A 16,883-nucleotide genomic window follows, 5' to 3' on the forward strand; every position below is an offset into this window, starting at 1 on the left:
GGTTGTTTAAATTCATATAAAAATTATATTTTTCATGTTTTTATTCCCGTAATCAATCTTCACAATTTCTATCTAAAGTGTGTTTGAGCTGTAATCTGGTTGTAATTTTTGATGAAAATCACACATTTCTACTTTTTAGCTCGCTATGATGCAATGGCGTTAATGAAGTACCACTTTACGGTACATCGCTAAGGAAATCGCAATGAAAAAAATGATCAAAACAGCTATCGTGACAACAAGTATCCTCGCTTCTGCTTCTATTTTTGCACAGAGCGCTGAGGTGAACGCGAATGGCTCAGCTCAAGTCAATGTTCAATCTGGTGGCTTGCTTAAGGGTGTGACTGGCGCAGTAAAAAATACTGCTCAAGGTGTAGGTCACGTGGCACAAGGCGTAGGTCATACTGCACATAATGTAGGACATGCCGCTGTAAATACGGGCGTAACAGCAACTCAAAAAACTGTTGGAACAGCGACCCATATTGGTTCACATGTCGTGAACAAAACTGGTGAAGCAGTTAAAAATACAAAAGATTATGCCGTAGACAAAGCCGTTGATGGTAAAGAGTTTGCAGCCGATACCACTGCAAATGTCAAAAAACGTATTGAAGACAAAAAAGCATCTAACCAACCTAAATCGTTAAATTTAGGTGCGCAAACCAATGCACAAGCGCAAGTGAATGGTAAAACTTCTGGTGTGAATGCGCAAACTGGCTTGAATGCAGATAAGAAAGGCCTTCAAACAGGTGCAAATGTCGGTGTGAAAGTTCTAGGCGTGAATGCCAATGTAAATACCAACGCAAAAATTGGTGCAAACTAATTCTTTAAGTCCGTTCTAAAAAAAGCCCTTTGCAATGCAAAGGGCTTTTTTTATGGAAAAGATCTAGTTACATAACTGTAGCTTGGTCTGCTCATCCACATTATTTTCAACAAAATGACTGAATCCCTGTTCATCACAGCTTAATGTCAGTTGCTTATAGCTGATGCTACAAAACTCTGCATAGCGTTTAAACACCAGTGGTGACTGGTCTAAAGCCAAGGCTTCGCCGACTTTTACCAGCTTGTGAATACCACGGTCATTCATGGTCAATAAATAATTTTCATTATTCAGTTCAAGTTCCACCAATGCATTGGCTGTGACGTTTAACGGAACAAGATAGTTCAGATTGGCTGCAAGCGTATCTAGACGATAACTCTCTAGTTTCAAGCTCACCAGATTAAAGACCAGACAGGTCTCCTGAGCCGTCATGACGGTTGGCTTTGAACTACCTGCCTGTTGCACGAAATGCGGCTGAATCCCGAGCTTATGCAGGTTCTGTTCTGTGCCCTGCTTAAGATTAAATAATTGCTGAACCAGCTTTTGCTTCATAATCGCATCAAAATAGCGTTCATCCAGTTCAAACTCATTATTTTCTAAAATCTTTAATAAGGCATGATGATGTCTTGCCAACAAGGCATCCAGCACATGACGATAATAGAATTTACTTTGCTTTTTGACTTCCCGAACACGCTTGTAGAAATAAGTAATTTCAAAAGGTTTTTCGACAAAATCATTGAGCAATTGCGAACTTGCCAGAACCGAAAGTGCCTCATGACCAGTAAATGGCAAATGAATGACATGCATATTCGGTAATAAAGGCTGAATCTTTAAGAAATGCTCTTTATCTTCAGCAAAGTAAGGATCGTAAACAATAATGTATTCACGTGATGCATCCACTTCATCCGCTTGAATCTGCATGTCTTGATGAATACTTGCATCAAAAAACTCTGCATAACGGCGATCTTGAACGACATCTGGATCAATTGAATATTGTGGGACAAAAGCCACCACTTTTTGCATATTCAACAGGTTGGAATATTTAATCGCAGCATAGCCACCCATTGACCCGCCATAGCCCACAATTTCTTTGAATTGCTGCAAAATTGGCAGAATCTGTTGCTGCATCTGAAGCATGCTGCTTTTAGGAAACCATGATTTTTGTTTTGGCATAATGCCAAGGACGTTGTATTGATATTTTATTAATGATTTTTCAGCATTAATGGACATTCCTTTGGCGCGACTAATTAAATCGCCGAACGAAACCACTAAAGTGTTACTTGAACCTTTTAGAAAAATAACGCGAATATGTTCGTCTTCAAATACGATTTGCTTATCCATGCTCACACTGAAAAATTGATCCAAGGTCTGTAGCAAAAAGTCACCAAATGGTGGCTTTGCCAAACCATAATTGCGGAGTATCTTATTTTATAGAGATAAGACAGATTAAAAAGCGCAAAAGATGACACAATCCTTACACCCAGCCGCTCAAAAAGGCTTTAGTTTAGGTGCTGAACTGTACCAACAAGTTCGTCCCAGTTACCCGCAAGATATTGCCATTTGGCTGCAAGATCGCCTCCAAATAGGTGAAAATTCCACTGTTATCGACCTTGGTTCGGGGACTGGCAAATTCTTACCCTACCTGTTACAGAGCAAGGCAAAAGTGATTGCAGTTGAGCCTGTCGCTGAAATGTTACAACAGCTTCAGCACAACCATCCACAGGTGAAATGTATTCAGGCTTCCAGCCATCAATTGCCACTGGCAGATGCTTCAATTAATGCCATTTTGTGTGCCCAGTCATTCCACTGGTTTGCGAATATTGAAACATTAACCGAAATGCATCGGGTACTGGCCCCATCGGGACATTTAGGGCTGATCTGGAATCAACGCGACACAACGGTTGATTGGGTTCAAGCACTGGCAGATGAAATTGTACCTTTAGAAGGTGATACACCACGTTATCACAGTGAGTTATGGAAACAGGTGTTTGAGCATCAGCAACTGTTTAACTTTGTTGAATTGCAGACTTTCCAGCAAAAACATCATGGCACGGTTGAGCAAGTGGTAAGTAAGCGTCTGTTGTCGACCAGCTTTATTGCCGCCATGCCTGTCGCAGAACAACAACAGTTAAAAGCAAAGTTCGAACAAATTGTATTTGATTTTACAGGCTTAACTGCGCAAGATCAGATTGATTTCCCCTATACCACTTTTGCTTATCATTTTCAGAAAGCTGCAAACTAAATATTTATCGAGTTGATCCATGCCTAGTATTAAAACCACATTTGCCCTGACATGTATGCTCAGTTCAGCCCTGCTCTTGAGCGCATGTAATAAAGATAAACAACCGACTGCTCAACAAGAGCAGCAAAGCAATTCAGCCAATGATGCGATTGGTCAATTAAACCAGACGCCGATCAAACAGTTCCCTGCAACCGCAGATGATGGTCACGATATTGCAATACTGGATGACTATGACCGTCGTTTTACCGACATGAGCGATAGCATGGAAATGGAGTTGGCGAAGATGAAAGAAGCCAATACCTTAACACCAGAATTTGAACAACAACGCCAAAAGGACAATGTCAAATCTGCCCTGTCTATGTTGAAAGATCTGGAACTAAAAACCGAGCAAGGCCGTTACATTCAAGGCTTGCTTTATGATTATTGGGAACAGCAGGCTAAAGTTTTAGAAAAGGCCAATACTTCAACAGCGGATAGCAAGCAGCAAGTTAATCAGCTCAATGAATATCTACATGCACAAAGCCAGTTACATCACTGGAGAAGCACACAGACCGCTGAAACCAAAGCACAGGAAGAATAATTTACATGAATAAAAAAGAGGGATTTCGCGCCCTCTTTTTTATTTAAATACAGCATCAAGTTAAATATTCTGTTTCTCAATCCACTGAATTGAACTGACACGGAACAGTTCACACGCACCATCGCCCACACCACCTGGGGTAAGCGATGATTTCCACACCAGATCTTTATCACGAATTTCGACCAGTTCGCCTTTTAACTGCACCAGATCACCACGCTTCACTTGTTTAATCTGTTTGGCAATTTCTGGATTGGCAGGAATAATGTGCATATTCGATACCATTTTGATGGCCTGATCGGGTGGAACAGGTAATGTTTTCATTTTCCAGTTCAGGTAACGGTCATACTGTTGAACATCAATCGTCCGCGCAATTTGAGGGTCAGCAAAAAGTCCTAAACTGACCGCATAATCAATCGGAGAAAATTTGGCTTGCTCATCGTCATGATAGACTTTTGAACCGAGAATACGGAAGTTCCCATCAAAAGGCTTCAGTACCGAAATCGATTGATATTTCACAACGGGCGCTAAACCATTGGCAATATTGTATTCTTCCCCACTGGTCGATGCATGTGTCTGCCCAATTGCAACAACCATGCATAAACTCATCAACAGACGTTTTTTCATGGCTCAATCATCCTCAAATAACGAAAAACTTAGAAAAGCCCTTCTCTTCATAGTATGCTTAGATGGTGAAAAAAAGTGCTTTTTTTAGTAACAATCAAACTCACTTTAGTCATATTTTTGTGGTGCAGTCGCAATACTTTTATTTTGAATCAACGAATGGATTTCCATGATTTACCAATTTTACCAGCGTCATATATTTCCTCATTTACTTAATCAGGTCATGCAAACTGCGAGTCTGATGGATCGACGTCGTGAATTATTGTTACCGATTGAAGGGGACATACTCGAAATTGGTTTTGGTACAGGTCTGAATATTCCTTTCTATGGCAATATCGATACGCTCTATGCCTTGGAGCCCAATCCAGATATTTATCTGCTTGCGGTTGAACGGGTTCAACATGCGCCGTTCTTTATCAAACATGTGCAATCTAGCGCAGAGAAACTCCCCTTTGCGGATGCATCTCTGGATCATGTGGTCTCAACTTGGACTTTGTGTAGCATTGCGCAGCTCGATCAGGCACTTGCAGAAATCTATCGTGTGCTTAAACCGACCGGAACCTTCCATCTGGTTGAGCATGTCAAACATCCAGACTCTGCGAAAATACAGTCCTTGCAGACTTTACTCACCCCTATCCAGAAACGTATTGCAGATGGTTGCCACCTCAATCGCGATATTGAACGACATCTATTACAAGCCAAATTTAAATTTATAGAAAAACAATATTTTGATGCCGAAGGAATCCCTGCAATTGCACAAAAGATGTTATTGGCGCGGGTACAGAAATTAGAGATCCCGCTTTAGTCTTCAAAATCGATTCTAAGGGTTTCAAAACGAATCCGCCCTTCTCGTACCGCTTGAGCAATGGCCTGCTGCCCCTTGCTTAAGCGTGCACCACCACTTTTAATATCCAGCAGAATCACTTCGATATCTTCGGCAGCTCCGTCGCCATCTCGGAAATCGGTATAACCATCAAACACCACATAATCGACTGGATCACCAAGGAATTTGGCATCACTCGGCAAATACTGGAACTCGGGCAAGATCGGCGCAAATTGTTCCGCCATTTTTCCTTTTAAGACCGCACGACTGGTATTGACACTTCGCTTCTGCGCATCCAGCAAAGCCTGTTTATGTTCTAGCTCCAGCTCGGCAATATATTTTTCATACTCTGCCTGCACACGACCATTGCGGGTACTCGACAGAATAATGGTGGTGATCACAACCCCTATACATCCACCAATCAACATTGCAAGCCAAACCGACATAACACATTCCTTTTCCTGAATGCAGCTATTTAACTGCAACATTAAACTTTTGTCATGTGTAACACACTCGACGCAAAAAGATGCTAAGGTATAGTTGAATACGAGAGCCTAGTTAAATAAATCTAATTTCATGAAGACAATATTAATCGCAAATCAAAAAGGTGGCTGTGGTAAGACCATGACAGCGATCACGCTCGCTGCTGCATTATCACAAAAAGGCTATAAGGTCGCGTTGGCCGATGCCGACAATCAGAAATCATCTTTGCAATGGTTAAAGCAGCGTCCAGATACCGTGACAGGCATTCAAAGTCTGGATTGGCGACATGAAAAATCAATTGGTGAGGCACCGAAAAATCTGGATTATTTAATTATTGATGCACCTGGCGCCCTGTCAGGTGAGCATGCAGAACAACTGGTCAGTGAAGCACATGCAATCGTGACACCGCTGCAACCTTCGTTCTTTGACATTGATAGTACCCGTCGTTTCCTCAAGCATTTACAAGACATTAAGCGTATTCGTAAAGGTAAGGTACAAATCCTGCTGATTGCCAATCGGGTTAAACCGAACAGTTCCAGCTCTAAAGACATTCAGGACTTTTTTAACAAGATTGAACAGGAACCTGTGGCATGGATTTCAGAACGTACTGCCTATGGCAGCTTAGCCATGCAAGGTCTCAGTATTTTTGATAAAACCCAGAAAAACTTTGTCAGTATCCAAAGCCAGTGGCAACCCGTGTTAAACCAGTTAGTCGATGATCCAAGCGAATGGTTCTAAAACGACTTGTTCCATCCTGACTGGATGGAACAAGTAAAAACTTGGTTCTCGATCTTCAATTTATTCAGAGTGAATTGATCTTTATTTGGGTGTGATGAAAGGGGCTGGATTAGGGCTAGGCTCATCTTTTTCAGCACTTTCATCTTTCAAGTTATGCTTCATTTCATCGCGATCTAGGTTTTCAACCGCTTTACGAATATTTTCATTACCGTGACTGCCCTCAGGGTTTTGAGAAGCAGCGCTCTGATCTAAGGTCTTTTGTAATTGATCCGTATCTGTCAGCCCTTCAACCTCTTGATAACTGACTTTATCGTTACTCAATAGCTTCGCGACGTTGTCATTGGGCTGGGAAGCCTCATTAGGATTCACTTTTGCTTGATTATGCGGATCTGCTTTTTCAGGTGATTGATTCTGATTATTTGAATAAGCCATCGTACTACTCCTTAAAATTCATTTATGGATAAGTGATGGATTTAATCTAACAATATGCTTTGTAACTCTTTGCCGACTCCTGTATTAAACTCGATAGCAAATGTTGCTAAGGTGAATTCATGTATTTTATGCATCTGTGACGTAATAATTTTTCTAAATATGTCTGGTTCTTTTCAGCTTATTCAATAGCGAAAAAAGTATAGGGATGACATTTTAAATTTTATGCTTTTATTGCCCCAAAAGATTTAAACGTGAAATTACCGAATGAAATTTTACTGTGCCCATTTTTCAGTTAATATGATTTTATTCAACTTTTACGATTAGAGACGGACGCTTGTGCAACAATACGCTCCCATATTACAACGCGTTTTGCTATTTGGACTGTTCTTTGTCCTGCTCTTTTTGGGATTCAGTATTCTCAAATACTTTATTGTCCCTGTGCTTTGGGCTGCCATTATTGCTTATATGACCTGGCCTGTATATTTATGGGTACAGCGTCGTTTCTTTGGTGAAAACCGTCCAACTTTAAATGCCACACTGATGATCACACTGGTGATTTTAGTGATCGGGATTCCGTTCATCTTTGCCATCTTTATGTTGCAGTTGGAAGGGCGCAATTTATATTTTAATTTACAGCGTCAACTGTTCTCAGGCCATATCCAGATTCCTGACTTTATCAAGAACCTGCCGATTATTGGTAAAGACATCAGCCGCACCATTAATGAACTGAGTAATGATCCCAATAGCATTACCAAAAATATTGCGGAATGGATTCAAAGCCACTTAAGTTATGGGCGTTTTGTTCTCAGTGAAATTAGCCGAAATCTGGTTAAACTCACTTTTGCAATCATGACCCTGTTCTTCTTCTACCGTGATGGACAAATGATCCTGTCTCAGGTTAGCCGTGCCTTGGAAATGGTGATTGGGCCACGCGTGCATCATTATCTGGATACTATTTCAGAAACAACCCGTGCGGTAGTCTATGGCGTCGGTTTAACAGCAGTGGCGCAAGCCCTGTTGGCAGGTCTGAGTTACTTTGTAGCGGGTGTACCAAACCCAATGCTACTCACCATGGTGACTTTTATCCTTGCCCTGATTCCTTTTGGCACACCCGTTTCCTATCTGGGTGTCGGTCTGTGGCTATTTGCACAAGGTCAGACCATGGAAGCAATTGGAGTAGTTCTGTGGGGCGTGTTGATTGTCAGCAGTTCGGATAATGTGATTCGTCCCTTGGTCATTTCAGGTGCCACCCAGATTCCATTTATCCTGATTATGTTCGGTGTACTGGGTGGGATTGCCAGCTTTGGTTTAGTCGGTTTATTCATTGGCCCTGTGATTCTGGCGATTTTGCTGGCAATCTGGCGTGAATGGTTGCATGAAAATGTCGAAGAACCAGTTGCCGCATTGGATGCGCCACCTGAGAACAAATAGGTTTGTTTTGTTTAATTTTTTGTCATTAATTGATTAATGTTACTTGCGGGATATCCCTGACTTTGTTTGAATCGTCAAATAAAGATAATTTATAAGGATATCTTCGCAATGACTTCTACGATTCAAAAACTCTCTTTACTGAGCTGTCTAGGCCTAAGTATTGCTGCCTGTTCCTCTGCTGATTTAGATCACAATGCATCTAAAATCCAGACCCAATCCACCACGCAAGATCAAAAACAACTGGTACAAGTCTATCAGGTCGATGCCAAAGGTGTTGGCTCTTCAATTGGTACAGTGGCTTTTCAGGAAACCCCAAAAGGCCTGTTAATCACCCCTGCTCTCGGCAAGCTTTCTCCAGGTGAACATGGTTTCCATATCCATGAAAATGGCTCGTGTGAAGCGGCAATGAAAGATGGCAAAATGGGTGCAGCACTCGCAGCTGGAAGTCATTTAAATCCAAATAATGCGCCACATCACGGTACGCCAGAAAATGGTCATTTAGGTGACTTGCCTGTGCTGGTCGTGGATGAGAAAGGTTTTGCAACCACGCCTGTAATCGCACCACGTTTAAAACTGGCTGATATCCAAGGTCGAGCAATCATGGTTCATGTCGGCGGCGATAATTATTCTGACTCACCGAAACCTTTAGGCGGTGGTGGCGACCGTATTGCCTGTGGTGTGATTAAATAATTTACCAACTGTGGGTATCTAAAAAGATATCCACAGTTTTGCTGTTGTTTTGAGCAGTATAAAAAAAGCTGAGACATTGATCTCAGCTTTTTTATTAGTTCATGCCTTCTGCTTTACGTTCCAGCATGACCTGTTTTAATACTTTCCGAGGTTGTGCAAACCAGAAAGCGATCAGCACCACACTCGCCAGTGCAAAAGCCCAGATATGCACATGGGTATACAGCACCCGTACCAGTTCAATAATCACAAAATAACTGACCATCATCAGCATCGAAACTGCCGCTGCAACTGTACCTTTTGACACTTCAGATGACATTAAGGCAAAGCGATACATCACAGAGAAACTGATCCCCTCACCTAAACTCACCAATGTCATGCCAATCAATAAACATGGCACCAGATAAGCTTGCCAGATCACACCCAGCACCAAGAACAGCGTTCCCAGTAACATAATCGGCAAGCCCATTAAAATGGTTTTACCTAAAGGAAAACGGTCAATAATCTTGATTAGGATGACATTACCAATGATCAAGCCAAAGAACACTGGGAATTGGGCCAAGCCATATTGCACACTGCTCAGCTTCAACTCATCCACCAGAATGATTGGTGACAAAGCAATCCAGAGCATTAACGGCATACCAACCAAAGGTAAAGCAATGCTTAATCCAAGGAAACGGCGATTGCTAAACACTTTTTTAAAGTCATCAAAAATATAGCTAAATGGCTGTTTCGGTTGTTTTCGACTTTCCTGTGTAGCTGGCATAAATTTCTTTAAACCAAACCAGCTCATGAAAGACACCGCCGCAATGGCGACAAAGCCCCAATGCCACGATACATAATCAATCAGGAAAGCACCCAGTACAGGTCCGAGCAAAGGTGCAAGCAAAGAAATATTTGCCATCAATGCCATCACCTTGATCGCATCACGCTCTTCAAAGGTTTCCTGAATCGCAGCATAACCCACTGCTGAAATCACAGATAAACCAATACCTTGCAGGAAACGTAATGTTAAAAATTGCTCAATATTATGCGTCAGCAAAATTAGTAAACAGCAGATCGTAAAGAAAGCCACGCCTGCCAGTAATACTTTTTTACGTCCAAGCCGATCCGAAAGTGGGCCAAGTAACCATGCCACACTGGCACCACCCAACAGATAGAATGACATTGACGATGGCGCCCAAGTTGCACTCACAGCAAACTGTTCTGTAATCGCCAACATGGCGGGCTGAATCAGGTCATTACCGATATAAACCGAAAATTCAAATAGCACTAAAGCTAAAGGAAACATGAGCGTTATACGGTTTAACGTCATGTTCTGATTATTTGTCATCATGTTTTATTCACAAAAATAACCAACTAGCGCCCGTCCCATTTTCAAAAAAAGAAAACAGGATCACGACCACGAGATTTTATGGTTTAGATTTAAATTTTGATTTCATGCTATAAAAAAGCATGTGATAAATGTGAAAACACCGTATTCACTAGGTGTATATAAGAAAAACAATCTATTTACGTGAGACTGGTAAATGTTTTTACCTTTTGGCTAAATCGCCAGGCGCAACTTTAGCACTTTTTTAAAATGACAGCAATTTTAATCCATCTTCCACAGGGATTTTGACAATGTGAATAACCTAAAAGTTATCCACATTTTTGAATAGATTTTAGACTGGACAATAGAGTCCCGATAATTATGGACATAACTCAAACTGGAAGGTTTCCGTATTTTCACCTCTGGCACATTGATAACTTTGCTTCTTATTCACAATTTTCCAGACGTCCTGATCACGTTTTAATTGATATTCCGTACGCACAGCCACGACAGAATCATCTAATTGTGCCTGTTCAACCGTGATCTGTGCATCGGTAGGATTTTCTGCCATATTAAATTGCTGATCTATTTTTAGATTATTTTCATCGTGAAATAAATTCGGCTGATCCAGCAAAACAGCATGCATGGCCGTACTTTTTTGAACCGCCGCCTGTTGTTGCGATTCGGTGATCGGTTGATTACATGCGCTCAGCAATAAAGCACATCCCAACAGCATTGCCATTTTATACATTTTACCCCCTCCACTTCACATTGCTCATTTATGCTACTATACAAAACAGCATTGCCAAGCAACAAAATGTTATGGCGTGCAAGGATTTGTTGGATTCAGCAATCCCTTTATAAATAAACAAATAAATCGAAGATACTGATTTTATAACCTTAATATCACAACAATTTAGGCATACAGAGATGTCAGATTTAACTAAAAAATTAACTGTTATTTTAATACTGGGCAGCAGCTTGGTTGCCTGTTCAAAACATCCAGATAACGCTGCAAATGAGGCTGCTATTGCGACTGAGAGTGTTGCACTCGATAGCGACGCGATTCAGGAAAATGCCGCGAAAAATCCCGAACAACTGGTAAGTCAGCAACAAAATGCGTTGGAGCAAAATCGTCAACTGGTGAAAAGTGCCCAACTCCAATTTGAAGTCAAAGATGTATTAAAAACCACATCTGCGCTTGAGCAACAGTTATCGCAATATAAGGGCTATATCGAAGAAAAACAGATTAATTATCAAGTCAGTGATCGTTCGGAACGAGACCGTATTGATGGTAGTGTCGACATCTACGAAAAAATCACCCCGACTGTACAACTCACAGTCCGCATTCCCAATGAACAGGTCACGCCATTCCTGAATCAGTTATTGCCACTCATGTTGAACTTTAATAGCCAGACCTATGAAGCCAAACGTTATGAATTAAAATTGCTTGAAGAAAAACTCAATACAGCCAATCAGAGTAACAGTGCTTCGAATGCTGTGAACAATCAACTACAGCAACTGACGAATCTGGAAGTCAAAGACCGTTTGGCTTATAGCACCATTCGAATTGAGTTTTTCCAGCAAGCGCAAGTACGCAAGAGCCGTGATCTCAATATCAATCGCATTGCAACTTTAGACAGCGATCCTTTACTCAGCCGAATTTGGGAAGCTATAAAAGTCGGACTCTATGGCTTAAGAGAAACCATCATCTGGTTAGTCATGCTCTGGCCGCTTTATCTTGCGATTGCAATCTTATGGGCGATCCGTCGTTGGTATAAAGCGAGAAAATCAAAAACTGAATAACTCCATTCTTGATTTTTGATCAATAGTATTTTGCTCATTTATGCATTTTTACTCATGAATAGATTTCCTAAAATGCGTCCATATTTTTAGAGATTTATTCCTGAGTCCTCCCATGAGCAATATTTTAATTATTAATGGTGCCAAACAATTTGAACATTCAAATGGCGAATTGAATGACACCTTAACCGAGTTTTCCGAAGCACATTTACAAAGCTTAGGTCATAACGTACAGGTGACACGCACCGACAGTGACTATGACATTCAAGCCGAGATTGCTAAATATTTATGGGCAGATGTGGTGATCTATCAAATGCCAGGCTGGTGGATGGGTGCGCCATGGACCATGAAAAAGTATATTGATGATATTTTTACTATTGGTCATGGTTCACTGTATGCCAGCGATGGTCGTAGCCGTTCAGATGCATCTAAAAAATATGGTTCTGGTGGTTTAATTCAGGGTAAAAAGTACATGTTGTCTTTAACATGGAATGCACCGATGGAAGCCTTTACCGATCCAGACCAGTTCTTCCATGGCGTTGGTGTGGATGGCGTTTATTTACCGTTCCACAAAGCAAACCAATTCTTGGGCATGGAATCGCTTCCAACCTTTATTGTCAATGATGTCATCAAGGCGCCCAATGTACCAAGCTATCTTGAAGCCTACAAAGCGCATTTAGATCAATTGTTTGCAGCCCATTAAGTGAGAACATGTCATGCTAATTATTATTGCTGAAATCCGTACCCATGTAGGTGCTGAGCATCGTCAAGCGGTTTTAGATGCATTTAAAAAAGTGACGCCAACTGTACTAGCAGAAGACGGCTGTCATGGCTATGAAGCTTTGATTGATCACCTACCCGCGATTGAGATGCAGGCCACTGATGAGAATACCATTGTCATGTTAGAGAAATGGCAAAGTACCGCTCATTTGGAAGCTCACATGCAAACTGCGCATATGCAGCAGCATTTTGAAGCAACCAAAGACCATGTTGCGGATGTGAAAATTCGTATTCTAAACAGCGGGATTTAGAAAAAGGTTCACTATTAATCGAACCTTCATAAATTTTATGATACTCGGCAACGTCATCCACAACCTGCATGATTTTTATAAGATATTGTTTCTGCGAATTAGTTTAATAGATCCAAGAAGCGGACAGGTTTTGTGGATGACAATGGTTTTGCCTACTTTTCCCGAAAGAAAAGTAGGGCGAGCCGCAGGCTGGTTCTGGAATTAGATGAGTATTTGACCAGACTCCGATCATCTTATTTTTCTAATAGATAGATGGATATTTAAATTGAACTTAGCTCATGAATAAACGCATTGTATTACTGATAGTAATGCTGTTTTAAATGACGGCTATACTCAGTTAAATACACTTCCAAACTGGCACGACGATCGGCCTTCTGTATCGACTTTTCCGCCAACTGCTCGATCTTATGTTCCAATAAATTAAGAATCGTGGCTTGTTCTGCTTCAGGCAGTTGTACCTTTTCTTTCTGCTGCTTTTTAATTTCCAGATAATCCTCTGCCCAATGCCGTAATGGATCATTCGCATTCACTTGCGCAAACAGGTCGGTGATCAATAATTCAGGCATCTGTTCTTGGGTTGCCAACTCAGCCGACATCAAACCACGAATCGAATAAAAGACTTTCTTATAGGTAAAGTTATCTGCGGTTTGCATCACTTTCATCCCACCTTTTGCCAGTGATAAATAGTGGTGATATAACGCGCTATAGTCGATTCGCTCTAGTAATCCATCACGAAAACCCTGCCATTCAGGAAAGGCATTAAAATACACAATATGTGCTCTGACCCACTCCAAAACAGTGGGGTTACTTTTTGCCAATAACCCAAACATTTTATCCAAGTTATAAGAAACAAAGTCAAAGTCTCCGTCCATGATCTCAATCAGATCACGATATTTTTTATAATCAAAATATTGGTCTTTACTCGGTAAATGAAAGCCGCGAACATCATAGTCACTGTCAGGACTGTCCATGCCCCATAAGCGGCTACCACTTTCAATATAAAATAATGGAATGTCTTGACGTTGTTGAAACAGTTTTTCGATTTCTTGATGGATGTTCATTGCTATAACTTCATTATTTAAAAATTTATACTTGTGAGAGACAATACTCTTTTTGACTGCACTCATTCATTTGATTTTAAAAAGATCACCAACTGATAAAATCAAGCTCTATTCAATATAACAAATAGGATCATGCATGCAACTGACTTATGCGGGACAGGTTTTCTTGGTGGTGGTTGCGACCTTATGTATCTGGTCTTTTGTACTGACAAAGTTTTGGCTAAAGCGTTTAGCCAAGAATCGTGACAGCAGTAAGTTTGAATTTGCTTATTTATTTGTTGTGGTGTTTAGCATCAGTTCTTTATTTTTCCCTTTTAGCTATTGGGTCTCGCAAGCGATATATGGCTTAGTGACTAAGCCTAGCTATGATGCAACCATCGTGAGCTATCACTCTGAATGGGTTGATACCGAACGTACGGATTCCAACGGGCGTAAATATAAAACCCAAACGCTCATGCACACCGCTCAAGTTCAATTCAAAGATGATCAGAACACAACATTGGTCTTGGATAACTCAGTCCGTTCAGGTGATGTGCCTGTCGTCGGAGATCATATTCACGTGGTTTATGAAACGGGGGATCGTTCTGCACAAGAAAAGAGTTGGCGTACAGGGTTATTGTTTGCCGCTACTCTGTTTATGCTATTTATCATGGGCTATATCTTAGTCATGATTATTGCCTATGCTTTGCATCGAAACATGGAACCTTATAAAGACTTTGCCAACGTATTAATTTTTAGAATCACCCTCCCTCTTGGCACCATGGCGATGTTCGGGATGCTGTCTCATTCCGTTTTTGCTTATTTCTTTTTAGGAGATCCACAGAATCTACCTGTCTGGGCTGTTGCAATCTGTGGCTTCTTTGCACTCTGCCTTTTACCGCTGATTTATCATATTTTGACAGGTTGGAAAGCGTATGGAAGGTAATGTGATTCCTCCGTTATTCTCCGATTTCCGTTAGATAAGCGATTCCTACACTTTTACCTTGAAAATCCAATATCGGATAATTTTTCATCAACATAATTTGATCTAAAAATTGTCCAAATACAATTTCACAGACCAAAAACTCATCCAAGATTTTCTTTTCTTCATCTTTCAAATATAGGCGCATCATATGGTTTGAATCTTCTATTTTCATAAACAAAATCATACTTATATACAAATCATTATTCTTGTTATGAAAATTAACATAGTCAGCAGCAATGTCTTTACGATGTAAGCAAATATACCCCTGACAAATAGTTTGTTTTTCTATCATTTATTCTTTCCTACATAACAAAAAAGCGCATCTTTCGATACGCTTTTAGCAGAACTTCTTTTATCTAATCAAGCATTAAAGATCAAATAATTTACCTGGGTTCATAATCCCTTTCGGGTCGAACGCCAACTTCAATGCTTTCATATATTCAATTTCTTCAGGCGAACGTGAATACTCTAAATATGGCTTCTTGGTCATGCCCACACCGTGCTCGGCAGAGATTGAACCATCATATTTTTTCACGGTATCAAATACATATTTATTCACTACCTGACACTTCGCAAAGAACTCATCTTTGGTCAAGTTTTCAGGTTTTAAAATATTTAAGTGCAAGTTACCATCACCGATATGACCAAACCAGCAGATTTCAAAGTCAGGATAGTTATCTTGAACAATTGTATCAATCTCACGAATAAATGCAGGTACGTGGGTAATTAATACTGAAATATCATTTTTATATGGAATAAACGGCGCGATTGATTCAGAAATATCTTCGCGTAAACGCCATAAGCTTTCGACCTGATCAAGGCTCTGGCTCATAACGCCATCAAGCACCCAACCTTGCTCCATACAATGCTCAAAGATTTCCATTGCCTTGTCGACAATCGGCTCATACGGCGCTTCAAACTCAAGCAATACATAGAATGGGCATTGTGTTTCAAATGGACGTTGTACATGACCGCGGTCGAGTACCTTTTGCATCGCAAGTTCACCAAAGAACTCAAATGCTGTTAAGTCGATATCTTTCTGAAAAGCATGTAATACAGGCATCACGGCATCAAAATCAGGCACACCGAGAACCAGTACCTGTAAGTTCTGTGGCTGACGCTCAAGCTTGATTTCCGCTTCAGTGACTAGGCCTAATGTGCCTTCGCCGCCGATAAATAAATGCTGAAGCGAATAACCCGTCGCATTCTTAATCATGCCTTTGTTTAAACGCAGGACATCACCTTTACCTGTAACGACTGTCAAGCCAAGTACCCAGTTACGGGTCATGCCGTATTTAATGACTTTAATACCGCCCGCATTGGTCCCGATATTACCGCCAATCTGGCTTGAGCCTGCTGATGCAAAATCCACTGGATAATACATGCCTTGTTCTTCGGCATAATTCTGTAATTGCTCAGTCACCACACCTGCTTGAACACGGACCATGCGATCCGCTGGGTAGAATTCAAGAATCTGGTTCATCTTGTCAAAGCTAATTACAATCTCGCCATTGGTTGCGACCGCGCCCGCAGAAAGGCCGGTACGACCGCCTGATGGGGTAATTGCAACATTAAACTGGTTGGCAAGTTTAACAATGGCCTGCACTTGTTCAGTGCTTGAAGGGAAAACGATGACTGATGGGTTCGGATCAAAATGTTTAGTGTGATCACGTCCCCAATTTTCCAAACTGTCGGCATCGGTTTTAATACGGTTTTCACCCACAATTGCCGTTAATTGGGTCAATAACTCAGGTGTTAAAGCGACTGAAGCATTCATCGTTTACAGGCCTAGCAAGAAGTAAAGATAGAGCGTCTGGATAACAATATAATATTTTTCAATATTTTAAATTGTCGTATCCAA

The 16,883-nt window shown here is 40.9% G+C and carries 20 protein-coding genes; 11 read left to right on the plus strand and 9 right to left on the minus strand.

Annotated elements, in window-relative coordinates; all coding sequences use genetic code 11:
- Positions 1–202 precede the first annotated feature (202 nt).
- On the plus strand, positions 203–817 hold the full coding sequence (locus A9Z07_RS10370; protein ID WP_069578430.1) for a hypothetical protein: 615 nt from the start codon (positions 203–205) through the stop codon (positions 815–817).
- Between the two features lie 63 nt (positions 818–880).
- Here the strand turns inward: A9Z07_RS10370 and A9Z07_RS10375 are convergent, their stop codons facing one another.
- Entirely contained in the window at positions 881–2,155 is a 1,275-nt protein-coding gene (locus tag A9Z07_RS10375; RefSeq protein WP_069578541.1) for a hypothetical protein, read from the minus strand.
- Between the two features lie 121 nt (positions 2,156–2,276).
- On the opposite strand from A9Z07_RS10375, the gene A9Z07_RS10380 reads away from it, so the two are divergent.
- Both A9Z07_RS10380 and A9Z07_RS10385 read left to right on the plus strand, forming a co-directional pair.
- A complete protein-coding gene (locus tag A9Z07_RS10380; protein ID WP_069578432.1) occupies positions 2,277–3,056 on the plus strand; it encodes a class I SAM-dependent methyltransferase in 780 nt (259 codons plus the stop codon).
- Between the two features lie 19 nt (positions 3,057–3,075).
- Positions 3,076–3,636 carry a hypothetical protein gene (locus A9Z07_RS10385; protein WP_069578434.1) on the plus strand — a complete coding sequence of 187 codons (561 nt, stop codon included), beginning with the start codon at positions 3,076–3,078 and terminating at the stop codon, positions 3,634–3,636.
- 60 nt (positions 3,637–3,696) lie between these two features.
- On the opposite strand, the gene A9Z07_RS10390 is transcribed toward A9Z07_RS10385, so the two are convergent.
- Positions 3,697–4,260 (minus strand): hypothetical protein, encoded by a 564-nt coding sequence (locus A9Z07_RS10390; protein ID WP_004775961.1) that lies wholly within the window; start codon positions 4,258–4,260, stop codon positions 3,697–3,699.
- A gap of 166 nt (positions 4,261–4,426) precedes the next feature.
- Between A9Z07_RS10390 and A9Z07_RS10395 the strand changes: the two genes are divergently transcribed.
- Positions 4,427–5,062 (plus strand): class I SAM-dependent methyltransferase, encoded by a 636-nt coding sequence (locus tag A9Z07_RS10395; RefSeq protein ID WP_069578440.1) that lies wholly within the window; start codon positions 4,427–4,429, stop codon positions 5,060–5,062.
- Here the strand turns inward: A9Z07_RS10395 and A9Z07_RS10400 are convergent.
- Positions 5,059–5,526 (minus strand): Holliday junction resolvase-like protein, encoded by a 468-nt coding sequence (locus A9Z07_RS10400; protein WP_069578442.1) that lies wholly within the window; start codon positions 5,524–5,526, stop codon positions 5,059–5,061. The genes A9Z07_RS10395 and A9Z07_RS10400 overlap by 4 nt on opposite strands.
- 130 nt (positions 5,527–5,656) lie before the next feature.
- On the opposite strand from A9Z07_RS10400, the gene A9Z07_RS10405 reads away from it, so the two are divergent.
- Positions 5,657–6,301, plus strand: coding sequence for a ParA family protein (locus A9Z07_RS10405; protein ID WP_004775966.1), 645 nt, complete (start codon positions 5,657–5,659; stop codon positions 6,299–6,301).
- A gap of 81 nt (positions 6,302–6,382) precedes the next feature.
- Here the strand turns inward: A9Z07_RS10405 and A9Z07_RS10410 are convergent, their stop codons facing one another.
- Entirely contained in the window at positions 6,383–6,733 is a 351-nt protein-coding gene (locus A9Z07_RS10410) for a hypothetical protein (protein ID WP_069578444.1), read from the minus strand.
- Between the two features lie 336 nt (positions 6,734–7,069).
- Between A9Z07_RS10410 and A9Z07_RS10415 the strand changes: the two genes are divergently transcribed.
- Both A9Z07_RS10415 and sodC read left to right on the plus strand, forming a co-directional pair.
- The gene (locus A9Z07_RS10415) at positions 7,070–8,164 is read left to right on the plus strand and encodes an AI-2E family transporter (protein WP_047430408.1); all 1,095 of its coding nucleotides are present in this window, start codon (positions 7,070–7,072) and stop codon (positions 8,162–8,164) included.
- Positions 8,165–8,272: 108 nt separating this feature from the next.
- Positions 8,273–8,854, plus strand: coding sequence for a superoxide dismutase family protein (sodC, locus tag A9Z07_RS10420; protein WP_069578446.1), 582 nt, complete (start codon positions 8,273–8,275; stop codon positions 8,852–8,854).
- 94 nt (positions 8,855–8,948) lie between these two features.
- Here the strand turns inward: sodC and A9Z07_RS10425 are convergent, their stop codons facing one another.
- A complete protein-coding gene (locus A9Z07_RS10425) occupies positions 8,949–10,184 on the minus strand; it encodes an MFS transporter (protein WP_413772630.1) in 1,236 nt (411 codons plus the stop codon).
- 358 nt (positions 10,185–10,542) lie between these two features.
- The gene (locus A9Z07_RS10430; RefSeq protein WP_069578448.1) at positions 10,543–10,914 is read right to left on the minus strand and encodes a hypothetical protein; all 372 of its coding nucleotides are present in this window, start codon (positions 10,912–10,914) and stop codon (positions 10,543–10,545) included.
- 179 nt (positions 10,915–11,093) lie between these two features.
- On the opposite strand from A9Z07_RS10430, the gene A9Z07_RS10435 reads away from it, so the two are divergent.
- From A9Z07_RS10435 to A9Z07_RS10445, 3 genes are all read left to right on the plus strand, one after another.
- Positions 11,094–11,969: a DUF4349 domain-containing protein gene (locus tag A9Z07_RS10435; RefSeq protein WP_069578450.1), complete on the plus strand. Its 876-nt coding sequence runs from the start codon at positions 11,094–11,096 to the stop codon at positions 11,967–11,969.
- Positions 11,970–12,081: 112 nt separating this feature from the next.
- On the plus strand, positions 12,082–12,669 hold the full coding sequence (locus A9Z07_RS10440; protein ID WP_069578452.1) for an NAD(P)H-dependent oxidoreductase: 588 nt from the start codon (positions 12,082–12,084) through the stop codon (positions 12,667–12,669).
- Between the two features lie 13 nt (positions 12,670–12,682).
- Positions 12,683–12,997, plus strand: a complete 315-nt coding sequence (locus A9Z07_RS10445) for a putative quinol monooxygenase (protein ID WP_069578454.1) — start codon at positions 12,683–12,685, stop codon at positions 12,995–12,997.
- Positions 12,998–13,293: 296 nt separating this feature from the next.
- On the opposite strand, the gene A9Z07_RS10450 is transcribed toward A9Z07_RS10445, so the two are convergent.
- Entirely contained in the window at positions 13,294–14,058 is a 765-nt protein-coding gene (locus tag A9Z07_RS10450; protein ID WP_069578456.1) for a DNA polymerase beta superfamily protein, read from the minus strand.
- A 136-nt stretch (positions 14,059–14,194) separates the two neighbouring features.
- Between A9Z07_RS10450 and A9Z07_RS10455 the strand changes: the two genes are divergently transcribed.
- Positions 14,195–14,983 (plus strand): xanthine permease, encoded by a 789-nt coding sequence (locus tag A9Z07_RS10455; RefSeq protein WP_069578458.1) that lies wholly within the window; start codon positions 14,195–14,197, stop codon positions 14,981–14,983.
- Positions 14,984–14,996: 13 nt separating this feature from the next.
- Here the strand turns inward: A9Z07_RS10455 and A9Z07_RS10460 are convergent, their stop codons facing one another.
- Positions 14,997–15,314: a hypothetical protein gene (locus A9Z07_RS10460; protein ID WP_069578459.1), complete on the minus strand. Its 318-nt coding sequence runs from the start codon at positions 15,312–15,314 to the stop codon at positions 14,997–14,999.
- 75 nt (positions 15,315–15,389) lie between these two features.
- A complete protein-coding gene (locus A9Z07_RS10465; protein ID WP_004775981.1) occupies positions 15,390–16,799 on the minus strand; it encodes an FAD-binding oxidoreductase in 1,410 nt (469 codons plus the stop codon).
- Positions 16,800–16,883: the final 84 nt, after the last annotated feature.

The sequence above is a fragment of the Acinetobacter sp. YK3 genome (genome assembly GCF_001729365.1).
Classification (GTDB): domain Bacteria; phylum Pseudomonadota; class Gammaproteobacteria; order Pseudomonadales; family Moraxellaceae; genus Acinetobacter; species Acinetobacter vivianii.